18 protein-coding genes are annotated in these 17,968 nt (G+C 64.6%); 10 read left to right on the forward strand and 8 right to left on the reverse strand.

Translation table 11 applies throughout. The features are described 5' to 3' along the window. Positions 1-142 precede the first annotated feature (142 nt). The 10 genes from LY622_RS01100 (at position 143) to LY622_RS01145 (ending at position 10,168) form a co-directional block, all read left to right on the forward strand. Positions 143-2,035, forward strand: a complete 1,893-nt coding sequence (locus LY622_RS01100; RefSeq protein ID WP_234289204.1) for a histidine kinase — start codon at positions 143-145, stop codon at positions 2,033-2,035. A 6-nt stretch (positions 2,036-2,041) separates the two neighbouring features. Beyond that, on the forward strand, positions 2,042-2,707 hold the full coding sequence (gene narL, locus LY622_RS01105) for a two-component system response regulator NarL (RefSeq protein ID WP_234280411.1): 666 nt from the start codon (positions 2,042-2,044) through the stop codon (positions 2,705-2,707). Between the two features lie 267 nt (positions 2,708-2,974). Beyond that, a complete protein-coding gene (locus tag LY622_RS01110) occupies positions 2,975-4,609 on the forward strand; it encodes an MFS transporter (protein WP_234289205.1) in 1,635 nt (544 codons plus the stop codon). A 68-nt stretch (positions 4,610-4,677) separates the two neighbouring features. Next, positions 4,678-5,136 (forward strand): universal stress protein, encoded by a 459-nt coding sequence (locus LY622_RS01115; protein ID WP_234289206.1) that lies wholly within the window; start codon positions 4,678-4,680, stop codon positions 5,134-5,136. A 72-nt stretch (positions 5,137-5,208) separates the two neighbouring features. Beyond that, on the forward strand, positions 5,209-6,717 hold the full coding sequence (locus LY622_RS01120; protein WP_234289207.1) for an MFS transporter: 1,509 nt from the start codon (positions 5,209-5,211) through the stop codon (positions 6,715-6,717). 105 nt (positions 6,718-6,822) lie between these two features. Beyond that, positions 6,823-8,106, forward strand: a complete 1,284-nt coding sequence (locus LY622_RS01125; RefSeq protein WP_234289208.1) for an MFS transporter — start codon at positions 6,823-6,825, stop codon at positions 8,104-8,106. Positions 8,107-8,228: 122 nt separating this feature from the next. Further along, positions 8,229-8,678, forward strand: coding sequence for a DUF4870 family protein (locus tag LY622_RS01130; protein WP_234289209.1), 450 nt, complete (start codon positions 8,229-8,231; stop codon positions 8,676-8,678). A gap of 18 nt (positions 8,679-8,696) precedes the next feature. After that, a complete protein-coding gene (locus tag LY622_RS01135) occupies positions 8,697-9,263 on the forward strand; it encodes a hypothetical protein (RefSeq protein WP_234289210.1) in 567 nt (188 codons plus the stop codon). Then, positions 9,264-9,854 (forward strand): cytochrome c oxidase subunit 3 family protein, encoded by a 591-nt coding sequence (locus LY622_RS01140; RefSeq protein ID WP_234289211.1) that lies wholly within the window; start codon positions 9,264-9,266, stop codon positions 9,852-9,854. It begins immediately after the preceding gene. Positions 9,855-9,856: 2 nt separating this feature from the next. Next, positions 9,857-10,168, forward strand: coding sequence for a cytochrome C oxidase subunit IV family protein (locus tag LY622_RS01145; protein ID WP_114479365.1), 312 nt, complete (start codon positions 9,857-9,859; stop codon positions 10,166-10,168). 124 nt (positions 10,169-10,292) lie between these two features. Here the strand turns inward: LY622_RS01145 and LY622_RS01150 are convergent, their stop codons facing one another. The 8 genes from LY622_RS01150 to LY622_RS01185 form a co-directional block, all read right to left on the reverse strand. Then, positions 10,293-10,508, reverse strand: coding sequence for a hypothetical protein (locus tag LY622_RS01150; protein ID WP_234289212.1), 216 nt, complete (start codon positions 10,506-10,508; stop codon positions 10,293-10,295). 13 nt (positions 10,509-10,521) lie between these two features. Beyond that, positions 10,522-12,465, reverse strand: a complete 1,944-nt coding sequence (locus LY622_RS01155; protein ID WP_234289213.1) for a nitric oxide reductase activation protein NorD — start codon at positions 12,463-12,465, stop codon at positions 10,522-10,524. Positions 12,466-12,724: 259 nt separating this feature from the next. Then, positions 12,725-13,546 (reverse strand): CbbQ/NirQ/NorQ/GpvN family protein, encoded by an 822-nt coding sequence (locus tag LY622_RS01160; protein ID WP_114479363.1) that lies wholly within the window; start codon positions 13,544-13,546, stop codon positions 12,725-12,727. A 57-nt stretch (positions 13,547-13,603) separates the two neighbouring features. Then, positions 13,604-14,950, reverse strand: a complete 1,347-nt coding sequence (locus LY622_RS01165) for a cbb3-type cytochrome c oxidase subunit I (protein WP_234280399.1) — start codon at positions 14,948-14,950, stop codon at positions 13,604-13,606. A 33-nt stretch (positions 14,951-14,983) separates the two neighbouring features. Next, positions 14,984-15,430, reverse strand: coding sequence for a c-type cytochrome (locus LY622_RS01170; RefSeq protein ID WP_234280398.1), 447 nt, complete (start codon positions 15,428-15,430; stop codon positions 14,984-14,986). Positions 15,431-15,679: 249 nt separating this feature from the next. Next, positions 15,680-15,997 carry a carboxymuconolactone decarboxylase family protein gene (locus LY622_RS01175; protein ID WP_234289214.1) on the reverse strand — a complete coding sequence of 106 codons (318 nt, stop codon included), beginning with the start codon at positions 15,995-15,997 and terminating at the stop codon, positions 15,680-15,682. A 71-nt stretch (positions 15,998-16,068) separates the two neighbouring features. Further along, a complete protein-coding gene (locus LY622_RS01180) occupies positions 16,069-16,458 on the reverse strand; it encodes a SirB2 family protein (RefSeq protein WP_234289216.1) in 390 nt (129 codons plus the stop codon). A 15-nt stretch (positions 16,459-16,473) separates the two neighbouring features. Further along, positions 16,474-17,688 (reverse strand): NnrS family protein, encoded by a 1,215-nt coding sequence (locus tag LY622_RS01185; protein ID WP_234289215.1) that lies wholly within the window; start codon positions 17,686-17,688, stop codon positions 16,474-16,476. Positions 17,689-17,968 lie beyond the last annotated feature (280 nt).

The following is a 17,968-nucleotide window of genomic DNA, read 5'->3' on the forward strand; positions in this document are numbered from 1 at the left end:
CCTGGCCCACAGCGTCAAAAGGGCAAGCGAGGTACCCCTTCAGGGAGAGCCGGCGCTACCTAATAGGGTAAGGTGCAGTGACTACCCTCTGGGTTATAGTGAATGCCCACCCCCCGCAACGCTCCGGAGACCTCATCTGGCGATGAAACTGCTGCAACGCTCCCTGGTGGCCCGCATCGTGGCCTCGCTGCTGGCGATCAGTGCGATGGCGCTGATCAGCATCGTGGTGACCATGGCGGTGGCCGGGGGTAGCCGTGGCGACGCCGCGGCCATCAACGTGGCGGGCTCGCTGCGCATGAATACCTATCAGATCGTCGCCGCCCTGCAGCGCTACGAGCGGATACCCTCGATGGATCATCAGGCTGCGGTGTACGTGCTCAAGCGTCGCTTCGAGGAGCGCCTCGCCAGCGACGAACTGACCGGCGCGATTCCCGTCTCCGAGGCCCATGAGCTGCGCCGCCAGTACCGCCTGGTGCTGTCTCGTTGGCACAACGAGCTGGCCCCCGAGGTGAGCGAAGCCGTAGCCAGCCAGTACGTGCGCATCGACCCGCTCAATCGGGCCCTCGATGGACTGGTGGGCGAGATCGACACCATGGTCAACCAGCTCGAGCAGAATACCGAAGCCAAGATTCGCCTGCTCAGCGCACTGCAGATCCTGTTCCTGGGATTGACCGCCGTGGTGCTGATCATTGCCCTCTACGATATTCGTCACAATCTGGTGGCGCCGCTGCGCCAGCTGATGGTGCTGGCCCGGGAAGCCGCACGGCGCAATTTTTCCCAGCGCACCCGGCTCAGCGGCAGCGACGAACTGGCGATGCTCGGCCGCACCTTCGACAACATGGCGGAGCAACTGGCCTCGAGCTATGCCGAGCTGGAAGAGCGGGTGGCCCACAAGACCCAGGAGCTGGAGCGCAGCAGCCAGGTCATGCAGGTGCTGCACGATGGCAGCCGCTGGCTCTACGGCGGCGGCAACGACCTCTGCACCAGTGCCGCCCCCATGCTGCGCCAGGTCGAGCAGTTGCTGGAGATCGGCCCCATCCGGTTGTCGCTCAACGACCCCCATGACAACCGCCAGATCCCGATCCTCGCCACCCGCTCCGCCCGGCGCCCCGAATATTGCCGCGACCATGACTGCCACGCCTGCCTGATCGACCCTAACCCCATGCGGCTGGGAGATACCGAAGAGGGTGAGTGCCTGCTGCTGCCGGTGAGCGTGGGCGAGGAGATGCTGGGCACCCTGGAGATCTGGCACCCCAAGGGGCAGCGCCTTTCCCATAGCGTACGCCGCCTGCTCAACGCCCTGGCCGACCAGCTGGCCACGGCGGTCTACCTGCAGCGCCGCATCGAGGAGGAGCAGCAGATCTCGCTGATGAACGAGCGCACCATCATCGCCCGCGAGCTGCACGACTCCCTGGCCCAGTCGCTCTCCTACCTCAAGATGCAGGTGGCCCGGCTGGAGCGAATGCAGAGCAAGGACGCCCCCCGGGAAACCCAGGCGGCGGTGTTCGACGAGTTGCGTACCGGCCTCAACAGCGCCTATCGCCAGCTGCGCGAGCTGCTCACCACCTTCCGTCTCAAGCTTGAAGGCCCCGGCCTGCAGTCGGCCCTTCACCAGACCACGGCAGAATTCTCCGACCGCATGGGCGCCTTGGTAGAGCTGCACTACGACGTGCCGCCCCACCTGCTCAATCCCAATGAGGAGATCCATGTCCTGCAGATCGCCAGGGAGGCCTTGAGCAATATCCACAAGCACGCCCAGGCACACTGGGCCTGCGTCACGGTACGCTTCCAGGAAGCCCGCATCGAGCTGCGCATCGAGGACGACGGCGTGGGTCTGGCGAACGATGAGTCGCCGCCCATGCACTATGGGCTCATCATCATGCGCGACCGGGCCAACACCCTGGGCGGCGAACTGACGCTGACCAACCGCGCCGAGGGGGGAACCCGGGTCGAGCTCACCTTCACCCCGCAGACGGCGCGCCTGATCACCCGGCAGCCGTTGCCGACCGCCATCACTCAAGAGAACGGAAACTGAATCGATATGGGCCAGCCAATCAACGAGACCCCCGCCAGTATCCTGATCATCGACGACCACCCACTGTTGCGCCGCGGCGTGGCCCAGCTGCTGGAGCTGGAGGATGACCTGGCGCTGGTCGGCGATACCGGCGAGCCCGAGGAGGGCGTACGCCTGGCCATCGAGCTGGACCCGGACATGGTACTGCTCGACCTCAACATGCCGGGCATGGACGGTATCCAGACGCTCAAGGCGCTACGCGAGGAGGGTTTCACCGGACGGGTGGTGATGTTCACCGTTTCCGACCATGAAGAGGACCTGGTCGCCGCCCTGCGCGGCGGTGCCGATGGCTACCTGCTCAAGGACATGGAGCCCGAGGATATGGTGCGCCAGCTGCGCCAGGTGGCCCTGGGCCGCATGGTGGTGAGCGAAAGCCTCACCGCCCTGCTCGCCGAGGCGCTGCGCAACCAGCGCACCGCGCCGGCCACCCCCGACATTCATAGCCTGACCCAGCGCGAACGCGAGATCCTGCGCGAACTCGCCGCCGGGCTCTCCAACAAGCTGATCGCCCGCAAGCTCGACATCACCGAAGGGACCGTCAAGGTCCACGTCAAGCACCTGCTGAAGAAGCTCAACCTGCGTTCGCGGGTCGAAGCGGCGGTGTGGGCCGTGCAGGAAGGCATAGAACGGTAGGTTCTGTGTGGATACCTCCAAAGACTTCCAGGCGCCGCCAAGGCGCCATCCCCTTCCCTACCGTTTTTTACAAAGGCTTTCATAACAGCTAGTTAGACGCCTACCCCCGCTACCCCTCAAGTGGTATTCCCCTGATTTTCCAGCATTTTCGGCCAGTTTCGCCGCCCTTACGCGCGGCGTATCTTTGCGCCATACGAACCTGAATTGATCCCGGTCAGGCCAGTGGTCGCAAGCCGGGGTCAGCGGAGCCACCTAGGGGGAATCACCATGGCCAAGACAGATGCCGATATCGGGGGGGCCGTCACGACGCCCGGCAAGACGAACGGCGATATCGAACACTGGGATATCGAGAACGACGAATTCTGGCAACGCAGCGGCAAGAAGATCGCCAACCGCAACTTGTGGATCTCCATCCCCAGCCTGCTGATGGGGTTCGCCGTCTGGATGATGTGGGGCATGATCACCACCCAGATGCAGAACCTCGGCTTCCCCTTCACCGTGGGGGAACTGTTCACCCTGACCGCCCTGGCCGGGCTCTCGGGCGCGACCCTGCGCATCCCCGCCTCGTTCATGATCCGCATCGCCGGCGGGCGCAACACCGTCTTCCTGACCACGGCGCTGCTGATGATACCGGCGCTCGGCACCGGCATGGCGCTGATGAACCCCGACACGCCGCTGTGGGTCTTCCAGGCCCTGGCGCTGCTCTCGGGTATCGGCGGCGGTAACTTCGCCGCCTCGATGAGCAATATCTCGACCTTCTACCCCAAGAAGCAGCAGGGCTATGCCCTGGGCATGAATGCGGGCCTTGGCAACTTCGGCGTCACCACCATGCAGATCCTGATCCCGCTGGTGATGACCGTGGGTATCTTCGGCGCCCTCGCCGGCGGCTCCATGGAGCTGCAGAGTTCCAGCGGCACCCTGATCGGGCGCATCGAGGCGGGTACCCAGACCTGGATCCAGAACGCCGGCTTCGTCTGGCTGCTGTTCCTGGTTCCGCTGGCCTTCGCCGGCTGGTTCGGCATGAACAACCTGCGCCCCATCACCCCCAACCCCGGCACGCCGATGCAGGCCTTCGGCAAGATCCTGGGGCTCTACGCCGTCGGCGCGGTGGCCAGCATCATCGGCATGTTCGCCCTCGGCCTGCTCGGCATGTGGCTCGCCCTGCCGCTGACCATCGCGCTGACCCTGGTGCTGCTGCGCCTGATTCCCGGTGAGATCAAGCCCAACATCCAGAAGCAGTTCGCCATCTTCTCCAACAAGCACACCTGGTCGATGACGGTCCTCTATATCCTGACCTTCGGCTCCTTCATCGGCTTCTCCGCCGCCCTGCCGCTCTCGATCAACGTCATCTTCGGCAACATGATGGAAGTGGCCGCCGACGGCAGCGTGACCCGCGTAGCCAACCCCGACGGCCCCAGTGCCCTGACCTGGGCCTGGATCGGTCCCTTCGTCGGCGCCCTGATTCGCCCCATCGGCGGCTGGGTCTCCGACAAGGTGGGCGGCTCCATCGTCACCCAGGTGATCTCGGTGGTCATGGTCGTGGCTTCCGCCGTCACCGGCTACGTGATGATGCTGGCCTACAACTCCACCGACCCGAACAGCTACTTCGCCCTGTTCATGCTGCTGTTCGTGATCCTGTTCGCCGCCAGCGGCATCGGCAACGGCTCCACCTTCCGCACCATCGGCGTGATCTTCGATCAGCACCAGAAGGGACCGGTGCTGGGCTGGACCTCCGCCGTGGCCGCCTACGGCGCCTTCATCGCCCCGCGGGTGATGGGCGAGCAGATCCAGGCCGGCACCCCCGAGCTCGCCATGTACGGCTTCGCGATCTTCTACGCGGTGTGCCTGGTGATCAACTGGTGGTTCTACCTGCGCCCCAACGCCTACGTGAAGAATCCCTGATTCGAGCATCCGTGCTTCGGTGTCACGCCGGAGCACACCCCCTACCTTGCCTTCTCCGGAGGGATGTCATGAAAGTCATGATCGCCTATGACGGCTCGCGAAACGCCAAGCTGGCCCTGGCCCAGACCGTCAGCCTGTTTCGCTGCAACGCCCCCACCCTGGTGCTCATCGGGGTGGCGGAAAATCCCCGCGACGTCACCGACGCCAACGAGGATCTGTTCCAGGAGGAGTACGAGGAGCTGAAGGCCGCGCTCCAGGAGGGCGCCGATTTCGCCACCCGCGAGGAATTCGATGTCGACTGGGTCCTGGCCGAAGGCGACCCGCGCAAGATGATCCTGCGCGCCACCCAGAAGCATCGACCCGACGTGCTGGTCATCGCGCGCCACAGCAACAAGCCCGACGGCGGCATCATCGCCCAGTCGCTGAGCTACTTCGTCGACGAACTCGACTACATGACCTTCGGCAAGGTCAGTTCCTTCCTGGCCCGACGCGTCGAATGTCCGCTGTTGATACTGCCCAGCCCATGAGCCGGGTACTGCCGTCACTCATCACTGCCGTCACTCATCGCTGTCACTTTTCTCTTTCGGGATGATACGACCATGAAAGTATCCGCCGTCTTCAAGGTTCGCAGTCCTGAGATCAGGGCCCTTCACCTGACCTGGATCGCTTTCTTCATCACCTTCTACGTCTGGTTCAACATGGCGCCGCTGGCATCGAGCATGCTGAAGAGCGTCGACTGGCTGACCCGGGACGATATCCGCCTCTTCGCCATCGCCAACGTGGCCCTGACCATACCGGCGCGCATCATCGTCGGCATGGCCCTGGACCGCTTCGGCCCGCGCCGGGTGTTCTCGGTGCTGATGGTCAGCATGTCGATCCCGGCGCTGGTGTTCGCCTTCGGCAACACCATGTCCCAGTTGCTTGTCTCGCGGCTGGTACTCAGCTCCATCGGCGCCAGCTTCGTGGTCGGCATCCACATGACCGCCCTGTGGTTCAAGCCCAAGGACATCGGCTTCGCCGAAGGCTTCTATGCCGGCTGGGGCAACTTCGGTTCCGCCGCCGCCGCCATGACCCTGCCCACCATCGCCATCACCCTGTTCGGCGGTGAAGACGGCTGGCGCTGGGCCATCGCCCAGAGCGCCGTCGTCATGGCCGCCTACGGGATCTACTACTGGTTCGCCATCACCGACGGCCCCGATGCCCGCGCACACCGCAAGCCGCGCAAGGCCATGGCCATGGAAGTCAGCACCTGGGGCGACATGATCAAGCTGATCATCTGGACCATTCCGCTGGTGGGCTGCCTGGGCATCCTGGTGTGGCGCATCCAGAACATGGGCTACATGTCGGTGACCGCCGCCGTGATCTGCTACCTGGCCATCGTCGCCATCATCATCTATCAGGTGGTCCAGATCATCCGAGTCAACGTGCCGATCCTGAAGAAGGGGGTGCCGGAAGACGACAAGTACCCGTTCAGCAGCGTTGCCGCACTCAACAGCACCTACTTCGCCAACTTCGGCGCCGAGCTGGCGGTGGTCTCCATGCTGCCGATGTTCTTCGAGGAGACCTGGGGACTGAATGCCGCCACGGCGGGCATGATCGCCGCCTCCTTCGCCTTCGTGAACCTGGTGGCGCGCCCCATGGGGGGCCTGGTATCGGACCGCATGGGCAACCGCCGCTTCGTGATGCTCAGCTACATGTTCGGCATCGGCATCGGCTTCGTGCTGATGGGTATGCTCAACTCCAGCTGGCCGTTGATCATCGCCATTGCCATCACCATCTTCACCTCCTTCTTCGTCCAGGGGGCAGAGGGCGCCACCTTCGGCATCATCCCCTCGATCAAGCGCCGCATCACCGGCCAGATCTCGGGCATGGCCGGCGCCTACGGCAACGTGGGGGCGGTGGTCTACCTGACGATCTTCACCTTCGTCACTCCCACCCAGTTCTTCTACATCATCGCCGGCGGCGCCTTCCTCAGCTGGCTGATCTGCCTGATCTGGCTGAAGGAGCCGGAGGGCGCGTTCGACGAGGAGTACTACGTCTCCTCGGTGGACCGCATGATCGAGGAGCAGGAGCTGGCCAAGGCTCAGGCCAGGCCGCAGCAGGGCTGACCCGACTGCAGCCGGGCAGTGGCCGCCTTGGCGGCCACTGCCTTTTGGCTTTCCAGCTTCTGGCTGAAGGCAATAACCGAACCGGCCCTTTCACCGGGAGATTCCATGGCTTCGCCGCGTTTCAAGCAGTACTCGGTACTGACCGCCAACACCTTCGCCTTCACCATGTGCTTCATGGTGTGGACCATGTTCGGCGAGATCGGCGTGCCCATTGCCGAGGAGCTGGGACTGAGCGACACCCAGTTCGGCATCCTGGCCGCCGTTCCCATCCTGACCGGCTCGCTGGTGCGGCTACCGCTGGGTGCCATGACCGACCGCATTGGCGGCCGCCCCGTCTTCATGGCGCTGATGCTGGCCACGGTGCCGGCGATCTGGGCGGTGCAGTTCGCTACCCAATACTGGCAACTGCTGATGCTTGGTGCCGTGATCGGCCTGGCCGGTGGCGGTTTCTCGGTGGGCATCACCTACACCGCCAAGTGGTTCGAACGCGACCGCCAGGGCCTGGCCATGGGTATCTTCGGCGCCGGCAACGCCGGTGCCGCCGTGACCAAGTTCGTGGCCCCCACGGTGATCATCGTGCTCGGCTGGCAGGCGGTGCCCAACCTGTACGCGGCGATCATGCTGATCACCGCCCTGGTCTTCTGGTTCTTCACCTTCTCGGACCCGAGCCATCGCAATGCCAACCGCCCCACCCTGAGCGAGCAGGTCGCCGTGCTCAACGACCCGAAGGTGTGGAAGTACTGCCAGTACTACTCGATGGTCTTCGGCGGCTATGTGGGCGTCTCGCTGTGGCTGACCCGCTACTACATGAACGAATACGGCATGGGCATTCAGCTCGCCGCCCTGATCGCCACCATCTTCGTGCTGCCGTCGGGTGTCATCCGCGCCTTCGGCGGCTGGCTCTCCGATCGCTTCGGCGCCCATGCCGTGACCTGGTCCTGCATGTGGGCCAGCCTGGTCGCCCTGTTCATCATGTCCTATCCCCATACCCAGTACGCCGTGCAGCAGGTCGGCGGCTCACGGCTGGAGTTCAGCTTCGGCATTCCCATCTGGCTGTTCACTCTCGCCCTGTTCGTGGTGGGCATCGCCTGGGGTATCGGCAAGGCCTCGGTGTTCAAGTACCTGTCGGACGAGTACGACCGCAACCTGGGCCTCGTTTCCGGCATCGTCGGACTGGCCGGCGGCGTGGGTGGCTTCCTGCTGCCGATCCTGTTCGGCCTGCTGGTGGACTTTACCGGCGTGGCCACCTCGGTGTGGATGCTCTGCTTCGGCGTGACCCTGGTCTCCATCGTCTGGATGTGGTGGACCGAGCGGCGGGCTCCAGTCTTCACCCGCGATGAGCACCACCAGGCCACGGTCATCGGCAAGCCGGCAGCAGAGGCCGATTGACTCACGCGATACCGGCGCAAGGCGGTGGGAGTTTGATCCACGACAAGGACGAAACCGGCGCCAGAGGGCATAGTGGCATTCTGGATACTTGTTCAATACATGACTTAACTGGGAGGTGGCCGATGTCCTCCGCGTCGTTCCCCGATACTCGGACAACCGTCGAACAGGCCCCCGTGGCCGACACGCGTGGCAAGGGCGTGGCGGCCACCGTCTACGTGCTCTTCCTGGGCAGCGTCATGACGGTTTTCACCGCTCCAATCGGTGTGCTGGTAGCGCATCTTCGCCGACGCAATACTGCCGACTGGGTCAATAGCCACCTGCAGTTCCAGATACGCACCTTCTGGCTGGGCGCCCTGGGCGGTGCCTTGGTACTGGCGGCCTGGAACCTGCTGGGCTGGCTCGGTGCGCCCTCCTGGATCTCCTGGACCCTGGGCTACGGCTTCTTTACCGCCTGCCTGGGCTGGACCATGGGCCGCTGTGGGGTCGGAATCAACCGGCTGATGAACAATCGCGCCATCGATGCGCCCCGCAGCCTGCTGTTCGGCGGCGCCACCGTTTCATTGGAAGACTGATTCGTCATGGAGCTGCACATGCACACGGCCACGTATCATTCGCGCTCGGCGCCACCCCGTTCCGCTGCCGTTTCCGGTATCGCCTGGGGCTTCATTGCCTTCTCGGTGCTGATACTGGCCCTGGTGACCCTGCCACTGCTGCCCGGTGATGCCATGGTGGCCTCGCTGGGCGTCGAGGCCGGCAGCGGCGGGTTGACCGGCGGCGTCGCCTGGCTGGTCGAACGCAGCGGTGGGCTGGCCATCTTGATGATGATCGGCTCCCTGGCCACCCTGGCACTGGCCGTCGCGCTGCTTCAGCGGCGGGCCTGGGCCCGCTCCGCCTTCGTCGGCCTGATGGCGGCCGGCTTCGTCGGCGTATTCGGTGCCGCCGCCCTGACACCGATGACCTTCGGCTTTCTGCCCGACGCCGCCACCGCCGATGCGGTGAACCCCGCCAACCCGGTGGCAGGGCTGGTCGGGGCGCTCAGCCTGCTGATCCTGGCGGCCACCGGGCTGGTGGCGCTGTTCGCCTGGGCGGGGTGGAAGCTGACCACCCCGGCCGTGCGTGCCGAGTTCGACCGAACGCCCATCGCCCCGGAGGGCTGAGTGGCACAGCAGCACGAGACTACCCAACAGCGGCCGCTGCCCAACCCGGGCTGGGGGCCGCTTTCGGCCCTGCCCGGCAATCCGCTGATGTGGGTGCTGATCCTGAGCGAGATGGTGGTCTTCGCCGCCTTCTTCGGGCTCTTCGCCTGGCTCAGGATCGGCGAACGGGAGGTATTCGATGCCTCCCAGCAGTTGCTCGACCCGGTGGCCGGCGGCATCAATACCCTGGTACTGCTGACCAGCGGGCTGTTCGCCGCCCTGGCCGTCCAGGCCATCACGCATGGCAAGGTGCGTCGTTGTCGCCTGTGGCTGGGCGCCGCCTTCGCACTGGGCGTGGTGTTCTGCGTGGTCAAGGTGATGGAGTACGCCGACAAGCTCAGCCAGGGGCTCATGCCCGAAACCAACACCTTCTTCACCTTCTACTACCTGCTGACCGGCTTCCACTTCGCCCACGTGCTGTTCGGCCTGGGGCTGATCGCCCTGGTGGCGTGGCGCATCTCCCACGACAACGTGGAGACCGCCGCCGCCTTCTGGCATATGGTCGACCTGATCTGGATCCTGCTCTATCCCATCATCTACCTGCTGAGGTGACCATGCCGACGCGCCTTGCCACCCTGCCCCCCGCTACCCGCAGGCTGCTGATCACCTGGGCGGTATTGATGGGACTGACGCTGGTCACCATGTTCTCGGCCCAGCTCGGCGGTGATGCCCGCCTGCAGGCACTGCCACTGTGGTCGGCGGGCCTGCTGCTGCTCAGCACCGCCTTCAAGGCGCACCAGGTGCTGATGACCTATCTCGGCCTGCGCGATGCCAGTGCCGCCTGGCGGGGCGCCTTTATCGGCCTGGTACTGTTCACGCTGCTGCTGGTGGCATCAGGCTATCTGCTGGCACAGCTGGGCGGCTGAAGCTGGGCAGCCAGTACCCACCGAACCTCTGCCAACACGACGACGCCACGAAGACTCCCGATGAACGCAACGACGCCGACCCCTGAGGGCCGGCGTCGGATGTATGCTGCCGTGAATGACGCTATCACTCATCGTCGGGTGGCGGCGGGAGCGGGTCGACCCACTCCGCCAGCCGACGGCCGGCATGAATCAGGCCATAGATCACGAAGGGCGCCAGCAGCATCAGGAAGATGCCCCAGTCCCGGGTATTGATCAGCCAGATCAGCGGCGTGAGCACGGCGAAGGCCACGATCACCCCGAACAGCGTGGCCATGACGGGACGACTTATTGTCAGTGTCATGTGGAGTCCTCTCTCAGCTACCGATGATCTGACGATAGATGCCCGGCAAGGCCTGGGCCAGATGCTCGGGCCGGTTGACGATGGCATAGCTGCCGCGGCCAAACAGGCGCGAGACATACTGATGAGCCTCGCTGTCGACCGTCACGCCGAACACCCTCACCTCCTGTTGGCGCGCCTCGAGCACCGCCTTGCGGGTGTCCTCGATGCCGTAGCGCCCCTCGTAGTAGTCGGTGTCGTTGGGCTTGCCGTCGGTGATCACCAGCAACAGCCGGTGCCGGTTGGGCCGCTTGGCCAGCTCCTGGGTCACATGGCGGATCGCCGGCCCCATGCGGGTGTAGTGCCCCGGCTTGAGCGCCGAGATTCGCCGCGCCACCCGCTCGCTCATGCTCTCCTCGAAGGTCTTGAGGGTATTGACCCAGACCTTCTGGCGCCGATGCGAGGTGAAGCAGTGGATGGCATAGTCATCGCCGCAGCCGGCCAGGCCGTGGCCCAGCACCAGCAATGCCTCCTTCTCCACGTCGAGCACCCGGCGGTCCTCCAGCCAGGCATCGGTGGAGAGCGAGACGTCGACCAGGATCGAGACCGCCAGGTCGCGGGCCTGCTGCCGGGTCGCCTGGTAGAGGCGGTCGCTGGACTCGCCGGTGGCGGCCAGGTCGCAGCGCGAGCGGATCACCGCATCCATGTCCAGTTCGCTGCCGTCGAGCTGGCCGCGCAGCATCTCGCGCCGCGGGCGCAGTGCCTCGAACTCGCGACGTACCCGACGGATGCGCCGGTGGGTGGCGGCATCGGGCTCCCACTGCTCGCCCTCCTCGCTCGCAAGCTCGGTATGCACTAGGCAGTGGTCGGGAAGGTAAATCTGCTTGCGGTAGTTCCACTCGTCGTAGGCGTGCTTGCCACGCAGCCGCTCGCCCAGCACCTCGTCCGGCGGCAGGTCGAGGTCGACCTTGATGCGCGTCGCCGCCCGCTGCTTGTGCGGGCTCAGGATGATCTCCTCCATCTGCTCGGCGGCGCGCTTGGCTTCCTCGTCCTCGTTGTCCTCGACCAGTCGATTGAGGTTGACCATCTCGGTCCAGGAGAGCATTTTCTCGAAGCGGTTGGCGACCAGCGGGTCGTCGCGCTCGGTCTGGTCCTGGGTCTTGCGTTCGGCCTTGCGCTTGCCGTCGCTCACCGTCTGGGGACTGTTGGTGGTGCCCTCTTCCTGGGGGTCGCTCTCTTCGTCGGCGCGGGCGGCGCCGGTGCCCAGCTCCACCACCTGGCCCCATAGCGGTACCGGCAGCGGCGGCCGATAGCCGCGCGGCGCCTGGAACTCTTTCAGCGAAGCGGTCGGATCGCAGACTGCCCGATGCATGGCGGCGGCCCAGCCTTCCAGCTCGAGCTCTTCACCCAGCAACACGCGCAGGGTCGATTCCAGCGCCTGCTCCATGGGCGGCAACCGGCTGCGCTGCGGCCTCACGATCAGCAGCGCCATGCAGAGGCGACGATAGCGTTCTGCAAGCCCCGGGAAGCGGGCCAGCGCCGCATCGCGGGCACGCACGGACTCCCTCAGCCGGGAAAGATCGTCACGCAGCGGGTCGCGCTTGGCCACCGAGCGCCGGGCCACGGCGAGATAGGCGACCAGCCAGAAGTAGAGATCCCGGTTGAGGGCTGGATCCGGGAAGACGTCCAGCGTGGGGGGCAGCAGCAGGTTCTCTTCGTCGCGACGCGCCTGGTCGATGGCCTCGTCGTCGAAGCCCAGGCGCTGGCGTAGCGACAGTCGGTGCTGGGAGCTGCGCGCGACGATGGCGGCGACCTCGACCCCGGCCTCGCCACCGCTGGCACGGAAGAAGACGCCCAGCACATGGCGCAGGTCTTCCAGGTTCACGGCCGCGTCCGGATAACGCTGATAACTAGCCGCACTGGACGCCCAGCGGTGCCAATGGCGGCCGACGAACTCCTCGACTTCGAGAAAGTGCAGCATGATCGATCTCCTGATCCAGAAAGCGTTGCCTCGTGCCAGCGCCTTTTTTGCTCGGGGCTGATTCGGCGACAGGCCTGAGAGGAGGCGCTGTGAATACCTCCCTGTACGCTACCGACGCCCTGCTTCGCTCTCGCATCCTGCTCCGCTTGCAGGGCCGGTGCTGGCCATCCATGGCCAGCCCGTTCGGAGCAGTGCTCCTCACCCATGGCGTAGGACCTCCTCTTCGGCCTGCCCCCGACGCCTCGCGCTGTAGAATGCTTCAACCAAAAGTGGCTTGAATCGCTTCCATCAACCCTTCCTGCACATCCAGGTCATCCGAGAGCGGCTCGACCAAGGTGGCACGGGTCGCCTCCAGGATCGGCATGCCGGCATTGATCAGGGTGGCGCAGTAGACCAGCAGGCGGGTGGAAACGCCCTCTTCCAGATCCTGACCCTTCAGCTCGCGCAGCCGGGCCGCCAGATTCACCAGGGCGGCGCACCGCTCGTGGGATAAACCGCTCTCGCGGGCAACGATGTCGCACTCCACCCGGGGGGGCGGGAAGTCGAAGGACATCGCCACGAAGCGCTGCCGGGTACTCGGCTTGAGCGACTTGAGAATGTGCTGGTAGCCGGGGTTGTAGGAGACCACCAGCATGAAATCCTTGGGCGCCTCGAGCAGCTCGCCGGTACGCTCCAGGGGCAGCATGCGGCGGTCGTCGGTCAAGGGGTGAAGCACCACGGTGACGTCCTTGCGCGCTTCCACCACCTCGTCGAGATAGCAGATGCCGCCTTCGCGCACGGCCCGGGTCAGGGGGCCGTCGACCCAGCGGGTCTCGCCACCCTGCAGCAGGTAACGGCCGGTGAGGTCAGCGGCGGTGAGATCATCGTGACAGGAAACGGTGAACAGCGGGCGGCCCATCTTCGCCGCCATATGGCTGACGAAGCGGGTCTTGCCACAGCCGGTCGGTCCCTTGAGCAGCAGCGGCAGCCGCTGTTGATACGCCTGCTCGAAAAGCGCGCATTCGTTGCCGACCGGTTCGTAGTAGGGCAGGTCCCGCTCGAGGTCATGAACGGCTGCCGGTGCGGTAGCAGTATGAGACATGGCGTTACTCCAGGGGATGGCTCGGCGGGGCACGAGGCGCACCCCGCCGAGGGTCTATCACTCGTTGGCAGTCAGCGGGCGGCTGGTGGCAGGCACCTGCTCACGGGCCGGTGCGAACACCGCGTAGATGAACATCAGGGCGGCGATACCCACGAAGATACCGGTACCGAAGCGCATGATGTAGAACAGCTCGAGCTGCTCCTGAATCTGCATGAAGTTCATGCCGAGCACCCGCTGCAGGTGAGTCTGGACGACGCCTGCGAAGGTCAGGGTGAAGGTCATGAACCACATGGCCGAGGTCATGATCCAGAACGCCCACATGTTCAGCACCTGGTTGTAGGGCTGCACGCGACGCAGCTGCGGCATGGCGTAGGTGATGACACCCAGCACCAGCATCACGTAGGCGCCGTAGAAGGCCAGGTGACCGTGGGCCGCGGTGACCTGGGTACCGTGGGTGTAGTAGTTGATCCACGACAGGGTGTGCATGAAGCCCCAGACGCCGGCGCCGAAGAAGGCCACGGCAGCGCTGCCCAGGGTCCAGAGCATGGCGGCCTTGTTGGGGTGGTTGCGGCTGCCCTTCCAGAACATGTAGAAGGCGAACACCACCATGGCGAAGAACGGAATCACCTCGAGCGTGGAGAAGATGCTGCCGATCGGCTGCCAGTAGGCGGGGGTGCCGATCCAGTAGTAGTGGTGGCCGGTGCCCAGCAGGCCGGAGAACAGCGCCAGCCCGACGATGACGTAGAGCCACTTCTCGATCACTTCACGGTCGACACCGGTCATCTTGATCAACAGGTAGCCGAGCAGCGAGGCCATGATCAGTTCCCACACGCCTTCCACCCAGATGTGGACGATCCACCACCACCACAGCTTGTCCAGCGCCAGGTTGTCGGGGTTGTAGAAGGCGAACAGCCAGAATACCGCCGCCAGCCACAGGCCGAGCATCAGCACCATATTGATGGCGGTCCTGCGTCCCTTGAGCATGGTCAGGCTGGTATTGAACAGGAACATCAGGAAGGAGACCGTTATCACCAGCTTCGCCCACAGCGGCTGCTCGAGATAGTGGCGACCTTCATGAATGCCGAACTGGTAGCTGATCAGCGCGCCGGCACCGGCGATGGCGAACAGCGCCAGCTGGAAATAGGCCAGGTTGGGGCTGTAGATCTCGTTCTCGGCCTCTTCCGGCATCAGGTAGTAGGTACAACCCATGAAGCCGATCAGCAACCAGACGATCAGCAGGTTGGTATGGCTGGTACGGGTGATGTTGAAGGGCATGGCTTCGGACATGAAGTGCGGCCAGACGTAAGCCGCCGCCGCCGCCAGCCCGAAGACGATCTGGAGCGCAAATAGCGCCATGGCTACCATGAAGAAGGGTAAGGCCACCTTCTGCGTTTCGTATTTCATCGGTTCGACTCTCCTTGGTTCCTGGAATCCGGATCAGCCGGCCGGATGCGGCGGCCAGCCCTGGGTGTCGATGGAATCGGTCCACTCCAGGAAGTCGATCAGGGCCTGCATTTCTTCATCGTTGATGTCGAAGGCGGGCATCTGACGACGGCCGGGCGCGCCGGTGGGCTGGGCGTTCATCCACGCCTCGAGGGCCATGCGCGCCCCTTCGGGGTTGTTGTGGCCACCGAAACGGGTCCAGACGTTGCCCACTTCAGGCGCGAAGTAAGAGCCTTCGCCGAGGATGGTGTGACAGTTGATGCAGTTGTGCTCTTCCCAGACATGCTTCCCCAGCCTGACGGAATCCGACATGGGCTGGGTCGACGTGTTGACGATGTAGAAGTGACTGTGAGCCGTCAGCGCGGCAAACAGCAGGAAGAAGAATAGCGAGCCGCCGTAGAATATATTCCGGGCCGCCGCCTTGGTGAGGCCTTCGGTCATGGGCCTTTCCCCCCTCGCTCGTGTGGCTTTTCAAGGGACCTGCGATCATGATCGATCAGTCCCACCCCTTTTAAACATGCATTTGTGGTGCATCTTTAGAGTACAGCCCCGTATTGGGGCCGGCATTGACCTTCGTCAAATGCGGGGCAAAGAGCCGTGAAAGTGGCGGTATGGCGGGGAAAAAAGAGTTGCGGTCTGATGTCGCATGGCGGGCGTCGACGACGCCCGCTACGGGAGAGCGGGAAGAAATCAGCCCTCGGTGATGTCCTCGATCCAGGTCAACGCCGCCACGCCGGCGGGGAGCCCGATGGTGGGAATGGCCAGCATCGCTACCTGCTTGAGCGCCTCGGCCTCGATGCCCTCAGCCATGGCACGTCGCATATGCGAATGCACGGCACCTTCGGAGCCGCTCCCCACCGCCAGTGCCAGCTTGACCAGGCGCCGCGTGCGGGCATCCAGCGGACCGGATTCGGCACACGCCTTGCCCAGCGAGGCGAAGGCTCGCCACACCTCTGGATACTCATCCGCCACCTTGCCGGCGCCGGAAGGAAGATCTTGATTGGCCATATGGTTTTCCTCGTCTTGTCGTGTGTGTCTCACCAGGCTCTCAGTATAGAAGCCCGGCGTGCTCATCATGGCTACATCATGACAAACCAGAGGGGATCCTTGAATATGGCCGTGCCGAGCATGTATAGAAAGGTGATGACCGCCGCCATGGCCGCCACGCCCCGGGCCAGCGGCGTGCGCCCGCGCTTGATCGCCACGCTGCCGAGCACGATATAGACCAGCAGGGCGAGGATCTTCGCGGCAAGCCAGGGGTGGTGCTGCGGCCACATCGACAGCATCACCATCAGCAGGATGCCGAACGTGAGCAGCAGGGTGTCGTTGACATGGGGCACGACCTTCACCCAGCGCCGCTGCAGGATCGGCGCTTCACGCACCGACCACCAGGCCCGCAGGATGAAGAAGGCGAGACTCAGTCCCGCCGTGGTCATGTGCAGGTGCTTGATCAGGAAATAGTGCTCGATCACGGTCCGGCTCCCTCAGCCATCCTTCCCGTCCACCCTGGCACTCAGCAGCGGCAGGGTGTAATGGATCAGGAAGATCAGATAGGCAATACACCAGAACAGGATACTGAGGTTATAGGTCCAGTGGGTGACCTGCGGAAACATCGCCAGTACCGGCGAGCGCAGCAGGGCGCCGGCGAACATCAGGCCAAGGCCCACGCCGATGCCCGGCAGGGTGCGAATCGTGCGCCCGGTGTGGCCCAGCGATACCCGCGACATCATCGCCAGCATCATGGTGGCGATGCCGCCGATGGCCAGGGCATGCAGTGCCAGCTCGACGCGGAAGGCTCCCATCAGCGCCATCGCCCACATCAACAGCCCGACGGAAACGAAGGCATAGCTGATGTGCAGGCCCCAGAGCAGCGGCTCGTGGAGGGTGCGATACCCCTCCCAACGAGCCAGGCGTACGAGATTGGCCGCCGCCGCCACCAGCATGACCAGCGCCAGCAGCCCTGCCGGTACGGGTACGCCGAAGAGGATCAGCAGCTGCAACAGCACCACGCCGAGCGCGGAGCCCAGGGAGAGCATCTCCAGCCAGGCGATCGGCGCCACCTTGGGCCGGCCCAGCTTGAGCGAGGTGAAGAAGGGGATGACGCGACCACCGAGCAGAACCATCAGCACGGCGATCAGCAGTACGCCCAGGTAGCCACCCTCGCGAATCAGCGGCAGCTTGCCCTGGATGACGCCCAGGTGCATGGCCAGGTTGGCCAGCGCCAGCAGCAGCAAGACCGGCACGAACATCAGGTTGCGCCACAGCCGGGCCGCCACCACCAGCCGCCCCATCACCAGGGCCGCCAGCGGCAGGAAGGCGACGTCGAGCACTATCAGCAGCCAGGCCGGCAGGCCCATCGGATAGGCCAGCAGCACGCGTGCCGCCAGCCAGAGGCCCACCAGCCCCAGCAGCGGCCCCCCCCTCACGCTGGGCCGGCCGGTCCAGTTCTGTACCGCCGTCAGCAGGAAGCCCACCACCACGGCGGCGCCGAAGCCGAAGATCATCTCGTGCTGGTGCCACCACATCAGCCCACCGTGAGGCCGCAGCAGGATATCGCCGTGCCAGAAGGCGAACCAGACGATCATGGCCAGCACGCTGAACAGTGACGCCAGGAGGAAGAAGGGGCGAAAGGCGAGACGCGCCACGGGAAGACGCGTCAGGCCGGATGCAGCTTGCGGTGCAGAAGAAGCAGATTTCATGGTGGCATACCCGACTCAAACGCTTGGATAAAGCCATTGTCTGCGCTTGAACCGGGCAGCACCATGACCGGTATCAAGAACGCTTCTTTTTACCTGATTACTCACCTTGATCAGCCATCGGGCCAATCTTTCAGCCTCCGCCGAGGCGCCTATCGGCGCCAGTCGCGATGGGAACCAGCGCTCCTACAGCGAATCTCTCCACCAACGTTGCCACGCCGCTGTAGGAGGAAGCTTCAGCTCACGACTGGAGGCCGCAGGCCTCCCGGCGGTGTTGCCGGTA

The sequence above is a fragment of the Halomonas alkalisoli genome, from assembly GCF_021412585.1.
Classification (GTDB): Bacteria; Pseudomonadota; Gammaproteobacteria; order Pseudomonadales; family Halomonadaceae; genus Halomonas; species Halomonas alkalisoli.